Raw genomic sequence first — 16,274 nt, forward strand, 5'->3', positions numbered from 1 at the left:
GTAAGGTAACTCATCGGCGATTCCGCCGCACCGCGGACGCTTTTCATTCACGCAAATGGGAGCATTGAGTCATGGGCTTTCAGTCTCCAAGCATTGGCGCCTGGTACTTTGATCGCGAAGACCAGCAGGTCTTTGAAGTGGTCGCGCTGGATGAGCAGCAGGGTACCATTGAGGTGCAGTATCTCGACGGTGCCATCGGTGAATTTGACCTGGAAACCTGGCCCCTACTGCCACTGGTGCCCGCGGCCGCCCCGGAGGACTCCGAAGCCGGCTACGAACTCAGCCAGGAGGATCGCTGGAACGACGATGACGTGCTGGTCCCGGACTCCTGGAACAACCCCCTGAACGACATCGAGCCCGACCTCTTCCCCGGCTACGACGACTGACCCCGCCGCCAACCCGCCCTGCCCCCAACCACTTTTGTCACCTGTGCTTGCATACAGGTGATAACTGTATATAATCACAATATCTGTATAAAAACCCAGACCACACTGGTCCCCACAGAACTGCCACGGAGCTCGCCATGTACAACTTGACCCCTCGCCAGGAAAAGGTGTTGCAGTTGATCAAGAATTACGCGGAAGAAACCGGCTATCCGCCAACCCGCGCCGAGATTGCCCGCATTCTGGGGTACAAATCCGCCAATGCGGCCGAGGAGCACATCAAGGCCCTGGCCCGCAAAGGCGCCATCGAAGTGATTCCCGGCGCCTCCCGCGGCATCAAGCTGGTCGAGCCCCAGCAGGGACTGCCACTGGTCGGACGGGTCGCGGCCGGCAGCCCCATTCTCGCACAGGAACACATCGAAGATTACTGCCAGCTCCCCCACAGCTTCTTTACCCCGCAGGCGGATTACCTGCTGCGCGTACACGGTATGAGCATGAAAGACGCGGGCATTCTGGATGGCGATCTGCTGGCGGTTCACCGCACTCAACAGGTCCGCAACGGTCAGATTGTGGTCGCTCGCATTGGTGAGGAGGTCACAGTAAAACGCTTCAAGCGAGTCGGCAACCGCGCCCAGGTGGAGCTCTGGCCGGAAAATCCGGATTTCGATGTCATTGAGGTGGACTTGCGCGATCAGGAGTTCACTATTGAAGGTCTCAGTGTAGGAGTCATTCGCCGTGATTAACGCCCCCATTCAATCGGCATCACCGGCACCCGCCGGCGGCATTACCGAGCTGGTACTGACCCACAACGCCCCGGAGCAGACCCAACTGTTACTGCCCATGGTGGCGCACCTGAGCCGAACCCCGAGCGATCGTTGGCTGACCTGGATCAGTCCCGGCCCGGTGGACCGCAGGTTGCTCGAGCGGTACGGCGTGGATACACGCAGCATTCGCCTGATTCACGCACCGGAAACCGACGACAACCGCTGGATACTCTGGGAAGCCCTTGCCAAAGGCAACAGCCACACCGTCATTGCAAGCCCGGGTGCCTTGAGCGATCGCGAGCTAAAGCAACTCGAAGCCGCCGCCTTGCAGGGGCAATGTCAGGCTCTGTTATTGCGGGTTCGATAGCGGAGGGACAGGCGGCCTGCGCTCCAGGACTGGAGCGGCTCTGTACTGCTTGAAACGCTAACTCTTCGCCGCGCGTGAGCGCGGCTCATGGGGCACGAGACTGTGACCTGAGTGGAGGCTGTGACCTGAGTGGAGGCTGTGACCTGATTGGAGACTGTGACCTCAGTGGAGACTGCGGCCTCAGTGATAAACCGGCTTTTCCTCGGTATCGGCAAACTCACCCAGAAAATCTTCCGCGCCGTCTTCGGCAATCTCACTGGCGGCTTCCATTCCCGCCTCAATCATGGCCTTGGCCACATCCAGCTTGCCTTCGCGCATATAGGACAGGGAGTCGGCAGAGAACCGGATGCTCACCAGAGGCTCGCCATTCTCATCGGCCCGCTGCAGAACCACATCGCCATTGGCCAGCTCCACAATTTCATACAGGGATGATGACATAACTTCTCCGCCTTCTTCGATGACAACTGGGCGTCAGTTTACCACAGGCTGCCAGACCTGGGCCCTCAGTATTCCGCGCTGGTCTCCCGCTGTCGTTCCACCAACTCGTTGAACGCCTCAAACCACAGGGTCATCCGGGCCTGAGTAACCTTTCCCGGAGCGCCGTCGGGCGACTCCAGGTCCAGCACCTCAATGCGCGCGACCGGCGCCGCTCCTGAGGCGGCCCAGCAGGCGTCGAAGGCCTCTTGGAGGGCACCGAGCCAACTGTCCGGATTGGTGCGAAGGGTGAGCAGCTCACGGGCTTCTGAGGGGTTCTTGCCGAAACGCTCGAGCGCCTCCAGCAAGTCCTGCTCGGTGGTGATACGACTCACGTCGGGAACCGAGTAGTTTTCGGCCAACTCCCGCAGATAATGCCGGTAGCCACAGAGCAAGTGAAATGCCGCTCCATCGAGCAACGCCTGCTGGCGCAGGCGTTCGTTGGCATTCCCGGGCGCGCCGTCCCGGGCCAGCTGCTTGAGCAGCGCGCGACAATAGGCCAGCTTCTGATTGACCCGTGTCAGACTGGTTCCAGCCATTAACAAACCTCATCAACAGCCCGGCGGCTGATTACTTGTTGGCGACCCACTTGCCTTTTTCATAAAAGGCTTTCCAGCCGGTCGCCTTACCATCCACTTCGGACTGTACATACTGCTCTTTGGTCTTGCGGCTGTAGCGAATCACCGTTTTGTTGCCATCCGGGTCTTCCGTCGGCGCGGAAAAGAGAAACTTGTATTTGGGATCGATCTCTTTTTTGTGCGGCACAATTTCCGCCACCAGAGGCGCGCGGGTCTCCCGGTTTTTGGGGAACTGGCTCGCCGCCAGGAACAGGCCGGATGCGCCATCGCGCAGGACGTAGGTGTCATCCACCTTCTCGCACTTGAGCTCCGGCATGGGTACCGGGTCCATTTTCGGTGGCGCAGGCTCACCGCTCTTGAGCAGCTTGCGGGTATTTTTACACTCGCTGTTGGTGCAGCCGAAGTACTTACCGAAACGGCCGGTCTTGAGCTGCATTTCGCTGCCGCACTTGTCGCACTCAAGAGTCGGACCTTCGTAGCCTTTCAGCTTGAAGCTGCCCTCTTCCACTTCGTATCCCGGACAGTCCGGGTTATTGCCACAGATGTGCAATTTACGCTTGCTGTCGAGCAGATAGCTGTCCATTGCGGTATTGCACAATTTGCACCGGCGCTTGGTGCGCAGCAGCCTGGACTCGGCCTCTTCATCCGCATCCGCATCCAGCGCTTCGTCGCCGGAGACCAGGTTCATAGTGTTTTTACAACGCTCTTTGGGCGGCAGACTGTAGCCCGAGCAGCCCAGGAACACACCGGTACTCCCGGTGCGGATCTGCATTGGCCGACCGCACTGTTCGCACTTGATATCGGTATCGGTGGGCGAGTTGGCCCGCATACCGTTGTCACTGCTCTGGGCCTGCTCCAGTTTACGGGTGAACTCCGCATAGAATTCATCGAGTAGCTGCTGCCAGTTTTTCTCACCCTGGGCAACATCGTCGAGGGAGTCTTCCATACTGGCGGTAAAGCCGTAGTCCATCAGGTCATCAAAACTCTCCACCAGACGCTCGGTGACGATATCGCCCATTTTTTCCGCGTAGAACCGGCGATTTTCCTGACGCACGTAACCGCGATCCTGGATCGTGGAAATGATCGACGCGTAGGTCGATGGGCGCCCAATCGCCCGCTTCTCCAGCTCTTTTACCAGGCTCGCTTCGGTAAAGCGCGCCGGCGGTTTGGTGAAGTGCTGGGAGGGTTCAAGTTTGATCAGAGGCAGCACCTGCCCCACTTTAATATCCGGCAGCACTACGTCTTCATCTTTTTTGGCCACCGGAGGCAGCACCTTCAGGAAGCCGTCAAAGCGAATGACCCGGCCGCGGGTGCGCAGCTCGAAGTCCTCGGCCTTGACCACGATCGAGGTGCTGGTAAATTCCGCCGGGCTCATCTGACAGGCCACAAACTGCTGCCAGATCAAAGTGTAGAGACGCTCGGCATCACGCTCCATACCACTGAGGTGGTTGGGCTTGACCGTTACATTGGAGGGACGGATCGCTTCGTGTGCCTCCTGGGCCCCCTCCTTGCTGGAGTAGACCACGGGGCTTTCCGGCAGATAGCGCTTGCCGTACTCGTCCTGAATAAAGTCGCGGCAGTTGGCCACTGCTTCCTGACTCAGATTGGTGGAGTCGGTTCTCATGTAGGTGATGTAACCCGCCTCATACAGGCGCTGGGCCATCATCATGGTTTTTTTGACCCCAAACCCCAGCCGGGTACTCGCGGCCTGCTGAAGGGTAGAGGTAATAAATGGCGCGGGCGGTTTGGACTTGGTGGGCTTGTCCTCCCGGTCCGCCACCTCGTAGCGTGCCCCTTCCAGCGCCTTGACCGCGGCCATGGCCTGGGACTCATTGAGCGGCTTGAACGCCTTGTCTCCCTGCTTTTTGACTTCGAAGCGCACCGCCTCGCCACCACCGGCTTTCAGTTGGGCTGCCAGGGTCCAGTATTCCTCGGGCACGAAGGCGCGAATTTCCCGCTCGCGCTCAACCACCAGGCGCACCGCGACCGATTGTACCCGCCCGGCCGACAGACCGCGGGCGATTTTCTCCCACAGCAGCGGCGACAGCATATAGCCGACCACCCGGTCCAGGAACCGGCGCGCCTGCTGGGCATTGACCCGGTCCCGATCGATACGACCGGGCTGCTTGAAGGCGTTCTGAATCGCGCTTTTGGTAATTTCGTTGAACACCACTCGCCGATACTGCTCGGGCTGACCACCAATGGCCTCCTGCAGGTGCCAGGCAATCGCCTCCCCTTCGCGGTCCAAGTCCGTTGCGAGGTAGATGGTGTCAGCCTTGGCCGCGAGCTTGCGCAGCTCATCGACCACCTTTTCCTTGCCCGGCAGAATTTCATAGTGGGCGTCCCAGCCGTGCTCGGGATCAATACCCATCCGTTTGATCAACTGCTCTTTCTGCTTCTTCGCCTTGTACTTGGCCTTTTCGGCCGGTGACAGCTTGCGGGTCTTGGCCGCCTGGCGGGCGCGCTCTTTGGGATCGACCGGTTTGGAGTTGCCACTGGTGGGCAGATCCCGAATGTGACCGACACTGGACTTGACGATAAAATCGTTGCCCAGATATTTATTGATCGTCTTGGCCTTGGCCGGGGATTCGACAATAACTAAGGATTTACCCATGCGACTCTTCTTTGTCCGTTCCGAGTGAGAGCGGCTAGCCGGATGGCCAGAGCGCTGCAAAATGCCGGTTGAGGTGCGCATATATAAGTCCTCAACCGGGCTGGGTCAAGTCGCGAACTTCCTCAAGGCGTCGATCAACACCGCCAGAACCGTCGCTCAGGTGCTTCCCTCACAGCGCTGGCAGGGTCGCCGACGGCCCCGGGAAGACGCGTCTATCTGCTTGATTTACAAGGGTTTGATAAAAATAGATCATAAAGCTTTGGCAACGCGAGCCGACAACCTGAAAAGCGGGCCCAACCCCGTCAGGAATTATTTCTTCCATTGATGACCCCCGGAGCGTCATGGCCAGCTTATTGCTGCTGACATCACTGCTGTTTCTATCGCTGCTGATCGTGCATCTGGTCAACCAGCGCGAGGAACGCTTTCGCCAGATCCGATTGCGGCAGCGCCGGGTTCGCTGGCGGATTGACGCCCTGGAGGAGGTCTTGGTCGGGATCGAAGAAACGCTGCGCAACCGCGCCATCGCCCGTTGTATCAACCGGGAAATACTGCACCTGCTCGAGCAGATGCTGGAGCTCGAGGAGGGCGACAAAACCCACCTGGAAACCCGGATCGCCCATGTCCGGGAGCGGGCGGACGAAATGTTGCACGATCAAGAGCCGAGCCACGCCGGCCGCCTGAGGGAGAGCGACGCCGAGATGGCACGCGCCAGGGAGTGCCTTGATCAGGCCGCTCAGGTATTGCGCCGACAGGACAACGAGGGGCGCCTGGAGGGGGGCACGCTCAGTGACTACCTGCTCGACCTGTCCTGGACCCGACTGATGATCGATGTGGTGACCTACATCGCCGAGGGCCACAAGGCGTTGCAGCGCGGCGATATCACTACGTCCCAGGCGTATTACAAACGCGCCCAGGGGCTGCTGATCGGTTCCGATCACCCCTACCCGCAACGCATGGCGATGATCCGGGAGCTCGGGGAGGTGATTCAGGGCAAGCGCAAGGCGCTCAGCCAGGAGCTGATGCCGGAGACGGACTACAACCCCTGAGGGCGGCCAGAGTCTCCTCGACAACCGCGAGCGCCCGGTCACCCCCCGCTTCGGTCCAATAGATCGACCACCCCCCCGGGTCACCACTGAGGGCGCGTACCGAGCGCGGCATTCGGGGCAGACACTCGCGCAAACAGGCTCGCTCAGCGGGCGTAGCTCGGCCCTTTCCCTGCCAGGCCCATACCCCCATAAAATGCGACTCGTGCTCGTAGGCGGCCCGCACCAGCATCCAGTCCCGGGCCGGCCCTCCCCCTTTGGCCGCGGGCTGGCGATAGACCGGCAGTCGCTCCGGTTCACTGAGATCGGTTGCCTGTCTAGGCAAGGCTTCCAGAGTGACCCGCAGGCCTTTTTCGGTCGCCCGCCGACGCACCGCTTCCTGCTGGCGGTCGCGCTCGCTGGGTTGAAGCATCATGACCGGCCCCAGCACCATGGCGAGCACGCCCAGTAAAATGACGACTATCCAGATATTCACCGCTCACACTCCTCCCGGTATTGACTGTTCCACTGATCCCGCTCTTTAAAAGTGCTACTATCAATAGCATCGGAGAGCAAAATATCTCTCCCAGTTACAGGTCGTTCGCCAACCAGTTACGGGACGTCAGATTATGGCAGTTTACAAACATATTATTGCTGGCCTGGACTTGTCCGAGGAGTCGCCCCAGGTTCTGCAGAGAGCCACCGAGCTCGCCCAGGCCTGCCAGGCTACGGTCAGTGTCGCCCATGTCATCGAGCCGCTGACATTCGCCTACGGCGGCGACATGCCCGTGGATCTGTCAGAGGTTCAGGAGCAACTGCAACTCAAAGCCGAACAGGAGCTGCATCGTCTGACCCAGCACGTCGATTTCCCCATTCAGCAGGAACATGTGCTGGTGGGCCAACCGGCCACCGAGTTGCACTATCTCGCCAATCAGGAAGGAGCCGACCTGATCATTGTCGGCAGCCACGGCCGCAAAGGTTTTGCGCTACTGCTCGGCTCCACCTCCAACAGTGTTCTGCACGGTGCCAGTTGCGACGTGCTCGCGGTCCGGGTAGCGGAATCCGACACCCGAGAGACCTGATGTTTGCGCCAGGGCGCTCTCAGGCGCCCTGCATGTCCTCCAGCTCGGCCCAGCGTTCAAAACACGTCTCCAACTCCGCCTCCACATCGGCCAGCGCTTTCAAATGCGCATCCACCTTGTCCTGTGGCTCGCTGTAGAACGCCGGATCCGCGGCCTGCTGCTGCAATGCGTCCAGCCGGGCGTCCAGCGCTTCAATCCGCTCCGGCAACTGATCAAACTCCCGCTGCAGTTTATAGCTGAGCTTTTTGGGCTTGGTCGCCGGCGCCGCCGGGGCCGACGGCGCGGAGGAGACCCCGGCGGCGGCTGGCTCAGACGGCGCGCTATCATCAGTCCAGCGTCCCCCCTGGCGCAACCAGTCGTCGTAGCCCCCGACATACTCACGCACCCGACCGCGCCCCTCAAAGGCGATGACACTGGTGACGATATTGTTGAGGAATGCCCGGTCGTGGCTGACCAGCAATACGGTGCCGTCGTAATCAGTCAGCAAGTCCTCAAGCAGCTCGAGCGTCTCGACATCCAGGTCATTGGTCGGCTCATCCATGACCAGAAGGTTGGCCGGCTTACTGAACAGCTTGGCCAGCAGAACCCGGTTGCGCTCGCCCCCGGACAGCGCACGCAAGGGGGTTCTCGCCCGCTCCCCGGTGAACAGAAAGTCGCCCAGATAGGAAATGATGTGCCGCGACTTGCCGTTGAGCTCGATGAATTCGCGCCCCTCGGCAATATTGTCCACCGCGCTCTGATCGAGGTTAAGCTGTTCCCGCAACTGATCAAAATACGCCACCTGCAACTGGGTACCCAGGCGCACCCGTCCTTCCTGAGGTTCCAGCTCCCCGAGAATCAACTTCAGCAGCGTACTCTTGCCGGCGCCATTGGCACCGATCAGGCCAATACGGTCACCGCGCATGATGACGGAGGAAAAGTCCGAGACAATTGCTTTCTCCGGGAAGCCGTAGGACACCTTTTCCAGCTCCGCCACCAGCTTGCCGGAACGCTCCCCGGAGCTGACCGAGAACGAGGCCTTGCCCTGGAGCTCCCGGCGCTCATTGCGGGTTTCCCGCATGGCTTTCAGAGCGCGAACCCGTCCTTCGTTGCGGGTGCGGCGCGCCTTTATGCCCTGACGGATCCAGACTTCCTCCTGGGCCAGTTTCTTGTCAAACAGCGCATTGTGACGCGCCTCTTCCGCCAGAGCCTGCTCCCGGTACTCCAAGTACCGGTCGTAAGTCCCCGACCAGGTGCGCAAATGCCCCCGATCCAGCTCGGCAATGTCGGTGGCAAGTTTCTGCAACAGAGACCGATCGTGGGTAATGAACACCAGGGCGCCCGGGAACTGGAGCAACTGCTGTTCGAGCCACTCAATGGCGGCAATGTCGAGGTGGTTGGTGGGCTCATCGAGCAGCAGTACGTCCGGCCCGGACACCAGCGCCTGAGCCAGAGCCACCCGGCGGCGCCAGCCGCCGGAGAGGTTGGCCATGGCCCAGTCGCCTTCGAGCCCCAGGCGGGTCAGGGTGGTATCCACCTTCTGCTGGAACTGCCAGCCGTCCTGCGCTTCGATCTGCTGTTGCAGGCGCGCCAACTCACTCATATCACTCTCGCCACCGGCGTGGGACAGGTGATGGAATTTCTGCAGCAACTCGCCCACATCCCCCAGCCCCTCGGCCACCAGGTCAAACACGGTTTTGTCATCGGCCTCGGGAAGATCCTGGGCCAACCGCGCCACCTTGACCTCGGGACCCACCTGCACGGTACCGCCATCCAGATCGACCTCACCGGCCAGCACTTTCATCAGGCTGGACTTGCCGGCCCCATTGCGGCCTATCAGGCAGAGTCGGCGACCTTTTTCAACCGACAGGTCAACGCCATCCAGAAGCACTTGCAGGCCATAACTGAGTTGGGCATTTTCTAAGCGAATCAATGACATGGGAACACTTTTTGATGTACTGCACAAAGGGAATAAAAATCCGGTTTTTATCGCGGAACGCCAGTAGCGCGGGCCCCGGGGGCCTGTTATGCTGAGCTGACAAGCGCGGGACGGATGGGCATCATACAGCCTTCCTTCTCGTCACAGAAGAATAATCCGGTCAATCCGCGAATTACCGGTTCATGTACGAGAGAATGAGGTAGCAACACCATGTGGTCGCTGCGTATTCGGTCCCACGTCTTCCTGTTCGCCGTTTTTGTCGGCCTGTCCCTGGCCGTACCCAAAGTACTCGCGGATCCCTCGTCGCAAGACGCCGCATGGCCGGACGCCACCACGGCAAGCTCTGAACGTCTGGCCCAGCGCCAGACATTTCTGGAGGCCCGGGATGCCCTGTCCCGGCGACAGATGACCCGCTACGAGACCCTTCTTGAGCAACTGGAGGGGTATCCCCTCGCCCCCTACCTTACCTACCGGGAACTGACCCGCAACCTGCAGAAAGCCTCCCCCGAGGCGGTCGGGAATTTTCTGGAGGCCGAGTCGGGCTCCTATCTCGCCCATCAACTCCAGCGCCAGTGGTTGCACAGCCTCGCCCGCCAGAAGCGCTGGGAACAGTACCTCAGCGATTACCCGGGCGCCCTTGGGGACACCGAGCTGGCCTGCCACGCCCTCCACGCCCGCCTGACCCGGGGCGACAAGAGTGCCCTGGATGAGGTCGAACCCCTGTGGAATGTGGCGCGTTCGCAACCGGAGGCCTGTGACCCGGTATTCGACCGCTGGATGGCCGAAGGGCGTCTGACACCGGCCATCACCTGGGAGCGCCATACCAAGGCCATCAAAGGACGCGCCTACGGCCTGGCCAACTACCTTGCGCGACAGATGCCGGATAGCTGGCAAGGCAAAGCCAGATTGATGCGAGAGGTGAACCGCAACCCCAAGGCGCTCGCCCAGACCGCACGTTTTCGCGAGCAGTCCGAGGCCATGCAGGACATCATCAGCCACGGCATTCAACGCCTTGCGCGCCGGGATGCGCTTCAGGCTCTTGCGCTCTGGCGCGGTTACGATGCCCAGCAACTGTTTTCCCACACAGAGCGCCTGGCCACCCAGGAGACCATTGCCCAGCGCTTGATCTTCCAGGGCCACCGGGAGCAGGCCGATCAACTGCTGGCCACCGTCCCGGCACTGGGCAATACCGAGCTGGTCGAATCCCTGATCCGAGACGCCCTGGAGCAACTGGACTGGGAGCGCGCCTATACCTGGCTCAACCAGCTCCCCGCCGAGGCTCAGGACAGCGAGCGGTGGCGCTACTGGCGCGCCCGGATGATCGAGGAACTGGCGCTGGAGAACACCGGCCCCGAACCGAGAGATCTCTACGCCGCCGTGGCCGCCACCCGGAGCTTTTACGGGTTTCTCTCCGCCGACAAGCTGGGTTTCGAGTACCGACTCCTGGACCAGCCAGCACCGGTTTCAGACGCCGTGCTGACCGAAATGGAACAGCACCCGGCGTTGCAGCGCGCCTATGAATGGTTGATGATCGGCGACACCGTTGCGGCCAGCCGCGAGTGGTATTACACCGTACCCGGGCTGGAGCACGAGCGGATCATGGCGGCCGGCAAACTGGCCCAGCGCTGGGGCTGGCACCGCAAAGGCATTCAGGCAATGATCAGCGCTCGTTTCTGGGACGACCTGCAGATGCGCTTTCCCCTCGCCTATCAGGAGCATGTCCAGACCGCCGCCCGGGACACCGCCATCCACCCTCACCTGCTGTTCGCCATTGCCCGCCAGGAGAGCGCCTTCATGCCCCACGCCCGCTCACCGGCCGGCGCCATGGGGCTTATGCAGCTGATGCCCGCCACCGCTCAGCAGACCGCCCGAAAAGCGGGCGTGCCCTACCGACGCGCCGATCTGCTCAGCCCGGAGAAGAACATCGCGCTGGGGAGCCGTTACCTGAATGAACTGCTGACCGAGTTCGGCGGCAACCGGATTCTCGCCACGGCGGCCTACAACGCCGGCCCCTATCGAGTAAAGCAATGGTTGCGAGAGAAGACCCACAAGTTGCCCTACGACGTCTGGATTGAAACCATACCGTTTCGGGAAACCCGGGGCTATGTACAGAACGTGCTGTCTTACTCGGTGATTTACGGCTACCGGATGGGAGAGAAAAGTCCCTTCATTACCGCAGAGGAAGCAAGCGCGCCCTTCTGATCGAGCGCGCTACCGGAATCAGAGGTTCAGGTAGGCTTTCAGCCGGGCCTGAACCACACTGGCCAACTCGTCCGGCGCGAACTTTGACAGAAAGGCATCACAGCCCACCTTGGATACCATCGCCTGATTGAACCCGCCGCTGAGCGAGGTATGCATGACCACGTGCAGGTCCCCGAAATCCACCGACTGACGAATTTCCGCAGTCAGTCGATAACCGTCCATTTCGGGCATCTCCGCATCGGTGATCAGCATGACCACCTCATCGGTAACCCGCTTACCCTCGGCGACCCACGCCTGCAGTTGCCGCAGCGCTTTCAGGCCGTCTTGCACCGCAATCAGCTCGAGCCCCAGCTCGCTGAGCGTCTCCCGGACCTGGGCGACGGCGGTTGCCGAGTCCTCGGCGAGCAGCACCTTCAGCCCCCGTGCCCGGGCTTCGCGGGCCAGCGTATGATCCAGCGTCTGATCGGATACCGCGGTGTTCAGCGCCGCCACTTCAGCCAGAACCCGCTCAACATCCAGAATTTCCACCAGCCGGCCGTCCACACGGGTGATCGAGGTCAGAAAGTGACCGCGTCCCGCCCCTTCCGGTGGCGGCAATACCTCCTCCCAGTTCAGATTGACAATACGGTCTACCGGCCCGGTCATGAAGGCCTGTACCGAGCGGTTGTACTCCGTGACGATCAGGTTCTGTTCGGTGCCCGGTGGCAGAGCCCGGGCGCCGATCGCGGCACTCAAATCCAGTACCGGAATCGTCTGTCCGCGCCACTGGGTCACGCCACAAACCTGGGAGTAACTGTGAGGCACCCGGCGCAACCGGGGCATTTTGACCACTTCCTGGACCTTGAAGACATTGATTGCGAACAACTGGGCGCCCCCCAATCGGAACAACAGCAGCTCCAACCGGTTTTCGCCCACCAGGCGGGTTCGCTGATCCACGGTACTGAGCAGGTTTGCCATAGTGAAATCCCCGAAAGAAGGCGCGCTTGATTATTGTCTGATGAGCATTGCAGCGGCGCCAGATACCGCCCAGTCTAGCAGAAATGGCACAATATTCATCAATTTGGCCTTACCCATTTCCCCGGCTTCCGCTCCCGACGATTGTGTACAAGGACCGGACCGGGCTAAACTGGCCCACTGGTTCGATTTAAGGATAACGCAGTAGCCCCCATGTCTGAGCTTCTACCGCTGCTGGCGCGGCAGCCCATTTTCAACCGTTCCATGCAGGTCGTCGCCTACGAACTGCTGTGTCGCTCAGGCTCCGGAAACCTGGCTTCCTTCACCAATGGTGACTCCGCCAGCTCGCAGGTACTGCTGCACACCTTCACCGATCTCTCACTGGAAAAAGTGGTCGGTAAACTCAAGGCCTACATCAATTTCACCCGGACACTGTTGATCACGCCCCCGCCCTTCGACCGACGCCAGATGGTGGTGGAAGTTCTGGAGGATCAGGTGGTCGATCAGGCACTGCTGACCGGCCTGACGCAGTTGCGCTCCGAGGGCTATACCATTGCCCTGGATGATTTTGTGCTCACCGAGCAGACCCGCCCTCTGCTGGAGTACGCCGACATCGTCAAGCTCGACGTACTGCAACTATCGGAAGCCGAGCTGCTGGATCATATAGAACACCTCAAACCTCTGGGCCTCACCTTGCTGGCCGAAAAGGTGGAAACCTACGAAATGCTCGAGCGCTGCCGGGCCCTGGGGTTCGACCTGTTTCAGGGCTATTTCCTCGCGCGTCCGAAAATTCTCTCGGGTCACAAAATCTCGGAAAGCAAGCAGGCCGTTCTGCAACTGCTCGCTGCCCTGCACGATCCTGACGTATCCATTCTGCGCGTCGAGCAGTTGCTCTCCCAGGACCCGGTACTGAGCTATAAACTGTTGCGCCTGGTCAACTCCGCCGCCTTTGCCCTACCGCGAACCATCGAGTCCTTACGCCAGGCCATCACCCTGCTCGGCCTGGATATCATCAAAAACTGGGTCAATCTGTTGGCCATGGCCAACCTCGGCAACAAACCCACCGAACTGAGTGTGGCGGCGCTGACCCGCGCCCGAATGTGCGAGACCCTCGCCAGTGCCATGCAAAGAGAGGCCCGTCAGGACGCGTTCTTCACCGTCGGCCTGCTGTCCACCCTGGATGCGTTCATGGACGTACCGCTTGATGTGCTGTTGGGGAACCTGTCCCTGAGCCCGGAACTGAGCGAGGCCCTGCTGCGCCACCAGGGGCACGAGGGACGGATTCTGGATATCGTGGAGCATTATGAGCGAGGCGCCTGGGGGGCGATCGACTGGTCCTATCTGAGCAGCGTGGGCATCACGGCCAGCCAGCTCTCACAAGCCTACCTGGAAGCCATTCAGTGGGTTTCCGACACCATGGATCAGATCGGGATAAAGCTCTGAGCCGACCGGAGGTCGCACTATCCTTCGAGTAATCCCGTTACCTCACCCGAACTGAAGGGCCAGCCCAGTTCCGCTCCGGAATCGGACCGGGCGACCACCGGAATGCGCGTTCCGTAGCGAGCCATCAGGCTATCCGAGTCCGCTATATCCACCTCTTCCAACCGCCACCCGGTCTGTGTCAGTGCAGGCCAGAGTTCATCTTTGGCCTGTTCGCACAGATGACAGCCGAGGGTGGTGTACAGGATCAGAACCGGTTCCGACAATCAGGCCTCCCCGGACGTATCACCGACATCAGCCGAAGAACGCTGAGGCGGTTCGGCACCCACCGGGTCGGTGGTCAGCGTCTCCAGCATCTGCGCCATGAACCCGCGCAGGGACTGGGCTGGAGTCTCGGTTTGATCAGACGGCAGCATACGCTCGGCGACGTCCAGAAGCAGCGTTTCAGGACCCGCAGACACCCGGGATGCGTCGGCCAGCGCTGCCTCCAGGCCCCGGAGAAACTGTCCCAAGGGCGCCAGTCGCTCCTGAAGCCCGGGCCCCTGCTCGGGCTTTCCGGTGCTCCGACCATAAGTTTCACTGACCTGCCGGATTGACGATTGACTCAGATTCAGGGAGAAGCTGGCCACTTGCTCGCGGTCGTAACCGAGCGCCATGGCCGATTCCAGCGCCCCATTCAGATCACCGGAGAAGAACTGTTCGGCCAGACGATCAACGCCCCCCAGAAGGGATTCGATCGCGGACCGTTCATCGGCATTCAGATCGCCCTCCACAGACCAACTCAATGACCGGCTGGCCGCAGCGGAAAAGGAGGACCCATTGCCCGACCCACTGAGCGACACAGCGGCACTGCTGTTGGCCTGTATGGCAACGCGGTCCCCCTCGGCGGTCATCAGCTCGAAGCTGAACCGACTGGCGCGGGCCTGTTCATATCGATAGGCGAGCGGTCCCTCGGACCGGGAGGTATTGGCACCATCAGCGCGCTCATCCGACGGGGATTGACCCAGTTGGGATTGACCTAGTTGTTGGTCAACAATCCGCTGCCTGAGGTCTTCGACACCGGCTAACACCCGTTCGCGGGTATCATCGATATCGGCCTGGATTTCGGGGGTAAAGCTCGCCAGGGCTTCCAGTTGCTTCTGCGCCTCGGCAAAGCCCTTTTTGAAGCCCTCCAATCCGGCATCCAGGCGCGCCTGCAGTTGAGCTTCGGTGGCGCCTTCGGCCGCGTCTTTGAGGAGTCGACGTTCGATAAAACCAAGTATATTACCCGCGACTTTTTCGGCGCTCAGGGGCTCAAAGCGGTCGAACGCCTGAGCCGCGCCACCGCGCTTCGAGGCGAGCTTTTCGTAGCCCATGGCCAGGGTCTGCTCGATGGTCTGGAACGCTTTCTGTCGGCGTTCCTCCAGGCTGGAGGTCTCGGCACCCGGGGATCGCTCCGATGCCACTGCTCCCTGAGAAGCAGCCCCACCATTGCGCCCGGACTGCTCGGGGAGAAGATCCGCCGGGCGACCGGAGGCACTGTGAATTGAGGAAATGGGCATTATGCACCTCCCGGGAGGCGAGTGAATTTACGATACGCTTTCCCGGTATCGGCCGACGCCAGCAAACCTTTAGGTTATTTTTTGACCAACCACACGACAACCACCGCTGCCAGCAGCCCCAACAGGACCAAGCCTCCGACCCAGCCCCGCTGGCGGGCGGTCCGTTCGGAGCCAGCGGTCGACGCCGTCGGCTGAGGCTGAACCGTCTGAGGCTCCTTGGCCGCTTCCCGTCGGGTCGTCTCGTCCACTCTGGGTTTCTGCGCGCTCGCCTTTGCTGCGGGTGCCCTGGTCGGAGCAGTGCTGCGTACGGTGGTTTTCCCGAGATCATCGGAGGGGCCAATGACACCGAAGCTCAGGGTATCAAAGCGCAGCTCGTCACCCCGACGAACCCGCGCCTCGGTGACCCGCTCACCATTGAGGAAAGTGCCGTTGGAAGAGCCGAGATCCTTAACGTACAGCAGACCATCCAGAATCTGAAGCTGAGCGTGTCGGCGTGACAGGTGTGCGACCGCCAGATGAATATCACACTCGCTTGAACGCCCCACTACCGTCGTCTGGGCGAGCGGAAATACCCGAGAGCCGAGCGCCGCGCTATTGGGCTTGAGGCTCCACTCGGTAAGCGCCGGCGGGGCCTGGCCAACATCTTTTTTCGGGTCGATGATCTCCAGCTCCAGATCACCAAGGGTTATCCGGTCGCCCTCCTGAAGCCTGCAGCGGTCATCGATGAGTTTGTCATTGACCCGCAATGGCGTTTCCGGCGCTCGGTTTTTGAGAATGAGGCGGTCGGCGCGAACACCGATGACGAACTGCAGGCTGGCCACGCTGGCGTGGTCCAGGATCAAATCGTTGGAGGCTGAACGCCCCACTTTAACTCCCGGTTCTACCAGCCACACGGACTGGTGCTTATTATGTCGGGCTCGAAGTTTCAGCATAGT

At 60.8% G+C, this 16,274-nt stretch carries 16 protein-coding genes; 7 read left to right on the forward strand and 9 right to left on the reverse strand.

Annotation, left to right across the window (positions count from 1 at the left end; genetic code table 11):
* Positions 1–71 precede the first annotated feature (71 nt).
* The 3 genes from EDC38_RS04575 (at position 72) to EDC38_RS04585 (ending at position 1,514) form a co-directional block, all read left to right on the forward strand.
* On the forward strand, positions 72–386 hold the full coding sequence (locus tag EDC38_RS04575; protein ID WP_123637497.1) for a DUF6763 family protein: 315 nt from the start codon (positions 72–74) through the stop codon (positions 384–386).
* 137 nt (positions 387–523) lie between these two features.
* Positions 524–1,126 carry a transcriptional repressor LexA gene (gene lexA, locus EDC38_RS04580; protein WP_024460336.1) on the forward strand — a complete coding sequence of 201 codons (603 nt, stop codon included), beginning with the start codon at positions 524–526 and terminating at the stop codon, positions 1,124–1,126.
* Entirely contained in the window at positions 1,119–1,514 is a 396-nt protein-coding gene (locus tag EDC38_RS04585) for a cell division inhibitor SulA (RefSeq protein WP_123637498.1), read from the forward strand. The genes lexA and EDC38_RS04585 overlap by 8 nt, the downstream gene beginning before the upstream one ends.
* A 180-nt stretch (positions 1,515–1,694) precedes the next feature.
* Here EDC38_RS04585 and EDC38_RS04590 read toward each other — a convergent pair whose 3' ends face one another.
* The 3 genes from EDC38_RS04590 to topA all read right to left on the reverse strand — a co-directional run bounded on the left by EDC38_RS04590 (position 1,695) and on the right by topA (position 5,180).
* Positions 1,695–1,952: a hypothetical protein gene (locus EDC38_RS04590; RefSeq protein WP_123637499.1), complete on the reverse strand. Its 258-nt coding sequence runs from the start codon at positions 1,950–1,952 to the stop codon at positions 1,695–1,697.
* A 65-nt stretch (positions 1,953–2,017) separates the two neighbouring features.
* Positions 2,018–2,527 (reverse strand): DUF6586 family protein, encoded by a 510-nt coding sequence (locus EDC38_RS04595; protein WP_123637500.1) that lies wholly within the window; start codon positions 2,525–2,527, stop codon positions 2,018–2,020.
* A gap of 31 nt (positions 2,528–2,558) precedes the next feature.
* Positions 2,559–5,180 carry a type I DNA topoisomerase gene (gene topA / locus EDC38_RS04600; protein ID WP_123637501.1) on the reverse strand — a complete coding sequence of 874 codons (2,622 nt, stop codon included), beginning with the start codon at positions 5,178–5,180 and terminating at the stop codon, positions 2,559–2,561.
* Between the two features lie 341 nt (positions 5,181–5,521).
* On the opposite strand from topA, the gene EDC38_RS04605 reads away from it, so the two are divergent.
* The gene (locus EDC38_RS04605) at positions 5,522–6,226 is read left to right on the forward strand and encodes a hypothetical protein (RefSeq protein ID WP_123637502.1); all 705 of its coding nucleotides are present in this window, start codon (positions 5,522–5,524) and stop codon (positions 6,224–6,226) included.
* Here EDC38_RS04605 and EDC38_RS04610 read toward each other — a convergent pair.
* The gene (locus EDC38_RS04610) at positions 6,186–6,698 is read right to left on the reverse strand and encodes a hypothetical protein (RefSeq protein ID WP_123637503.1); all 513 of its coding nucleotides are present in this window, start codon (positions 6,696–6,698) and stop codon (positions 6,186–6,188) included. The genes EDC38_RS04605 and EDC38_RS04610 overlap by 41 nt on opposite strands.
* Positions 6,699–6,831: 133 nt before the next feature.
* On the opposite strand from EDC38_RS04610, the gene EDC38_RS04615 reads away from it, so the two are divergent.
* On the forward strand, positions 6,832–7,284 hold the full coding sequence (locus EDC38_RS04615; RefSeq protein ID WP_024460344.1) for a universal stress protein: 453 nt from the start codon (positions 6,832–6,834) through the stop codon (positions 7,282–7,284).
* Positions 7,285–7,303: 19 nt separating this feature from the next.
* Here the strand turns inward: EDC38_RS04615 and uup are convergent, their stop codons facing one another.
* Entirely contained in the window at positions 7,304–9,202 is a 1,899-nt protein-coding gene (gene uup / locus EDC38_RS04620) for an ATP-binding cassette ATPase Uup (protein WP_123637504.1), read from the reverse strand.
* Positions 9,203–9,412: 210 nt separating this feature from the next.
* Here uup and EDC38_RS04625 point away from each other — a divergent pair, with 210 nt between their 5' ends.
* Entirely contained in the window at positions 9,413–11,404 is a 1,992-nt protein-coding gene (locus EDC38_RS04625; RefSeq protein WP_123637505.1) for a transglycosylase SLT domain-containing protein, read from the forward strand.
* An 18-nt stretch (positions 11,405–11,422) separates the two neighbouring features.
* Here EDC38_RS04625 and EDC38_RS04630 read toward each other — a convergent pair whose 3' ends face one another.
* Entirely contained in the window at positions 11,423–12,361 is a 939-nt protein-coding gene (locus tag EDC38_RS04630) for a chemotaxis protein (RefSeq protein ID WP_123637506.1), read from the reverse strand.
* 210 nt (positions 12,362–12,571) lie between these two features.
* Here EDC38_RS04630 and EDC38_RS04635 point away from each other — a divergent pair, with 210 nt between their 5' ends.
* A complete protein-coding gene (locus EDC38_RS04635) occupies positions 12,572–13,801 on the forward strand; it encodes an EAL and HDOD domain-containing protein (RefSeq protein WP_123637507.1) in 1,230 nt (409 codons plus the stop codon).
* Between the two features lie 17 nt (positions 13,802–13,818).
* Here the strand turns inward: EDC38_RS04635 and EDC38_RS04640 are convergent, their stop codons facing one another.
* The 3 genes from EDC38_RS04640 to EDC38_RS04650 all read right to left on the reverse strand — a co-directional run bounded on the left by EDC38_RS04640 (position 13,819) and on the right by EDC38_RS04650 (position 16,271).
* Positions 13,819–14,064 (reverse strand): glutaredoxin family protein, encoded by a 246-nt coding sequence (locus EDC38_RS04640; RefSeq protein WP_211331041.1) that lies wholly within the window; start codon positions 14,062–14,064, stop codon positions 13,819–13,821.
* Positions 14,065–15,339 (reverse strand): DUF5610 domain-containing protein, encoded by a 1,275-nt coding sequence (locus EDC38_RS04645; RefSeq protein WP_123637508.1) that lies wholly within the window; start codon positions 15,337–15,339, stop codon positions 14,065–14,067. It lies immediately after the preceding gene.
* Between the two features lie 74 nt (positions 15,340–15,413).
* On the reverse strand, positions 15,414–16,271 hold the full coding sequence (locus EDC38_RS04650; RefSeq protein ID WP_123637509.1) for an FHA domain-containing protein: 858 nt from the start codon (positions 16,269–16,271) through the stop codon (positions 15,414–15,416).
* Positions 16,272–16,274: the final 3 nt, after the last annotated feature.

The sequence above is a fragment of the Marinimicrobium koreense genome (assembly GCF_003762925.1).
Lineage (GTDB): Bacteria > Pseudomonadota > Gammaproteobacteria > Pseudomonadales > Cellvibrionaceae > Marinimicrobium > Marinimicrobium koreense.

What these genes read in the sequence shown, in the direction of transcription:
- lexA (WP_024460336.1), top strand. Translation starts at nt 524, where the DNA reads ATGTACAACTTGACCCCTCGCCAGGAAAAGGTGTTGCAGTTGATCAAG.
- EDC38_RS04630 (WP_123637506.1), bottom strand. Translation starts at nt 12,361, where the DNA reads ATGGCAAACCTGCTCAGTACCGTGGATCAGCGAACCCGCCTGGTGGGC.
- EDC38_RS04575 (WP_123637497.1), top strand. Translation starts at nt 72, where the DNA reads ATGGGCTTTCAGTCTCCAAGCATTGGCGCCTGGTACTTTGATCGCGAA.
- EDC38_RS04650 (WP_123637509.1), bottom strand. Translation starts at nt 16,271, where the DNA reads ATGCTGAAACTTCGAGCCCGACATAATAAGCACCAGTCCGTGTGGCTG.
- uup (WP_123637504.1), bottom strand. Translation starts at nt 9,202, where the DNA reads ATGTCATTGATTCGCTTAGAAAATGCCCAACTCAGTTATGGCCTGCAA.
- EDC38_RS04645 (WP_123637508.1), bottom strand. Translation starts at nt 15,339, where the DNA reads ATGCCCATTTCCTCAATTCACAGTGCCTCCGGTCGCCCGGCGGATCTT.
- EDC38_RS04625 (WP_123637505.1), top strand. Translation starts at nt 9,413, where the DNA reads ATGTGGTCGCTGCGTATTCGGTCCCACGTCTTCCTGTTCGCCGTTTTT.
- EDC38_RS04590 (WP_123637499.1), bottom strand. Translation starts at nt 1,952, where the DNA reads ATGTCATCATCCCTGTATGAAATTGTGGAGCTGGCCAATGGCGATGTG.
- EDC38_RS04605 (WP_123637502.1), top strand. Translation starts at nt 5,522, where the DNA reads ATGGCCAGCTTATTGCTGCTGACATCACTGCTGTTTCTATCGCTGCTG.
- EDC38_RS04615 (WP_024460344.1), top strand. Translation starts at nt 6,832, where the DNA reads ATGGCAGTTTACAAACATATTATTGCTGGCCTGGACTTGTCCGAGGAG.
- EDC38_RS04595 (WP_123637500.1), bottom strand. Translation starts at nt 2,527, where the DNA reads ATGGCTGGAACCAGTCTGACACGGGTCAATCAGAAGCTGGCCTATTGT.
- EDC38_RS04635 (WP_123637507.1), top strand. Translation starts at nt 12,572, where the DNA reads ATGTCTGAGCTTCTACCGCTGCTGGCGCGGCAGCCCATTTTCAACCGT.
- topA (WP_123637501.1), bottom strand. Translation starts at nt 5,180, where the DNA reads ATGGGTAAATCCTTAGTTATTGTCGAATCCCCGGCCAAGGCCAAGACG.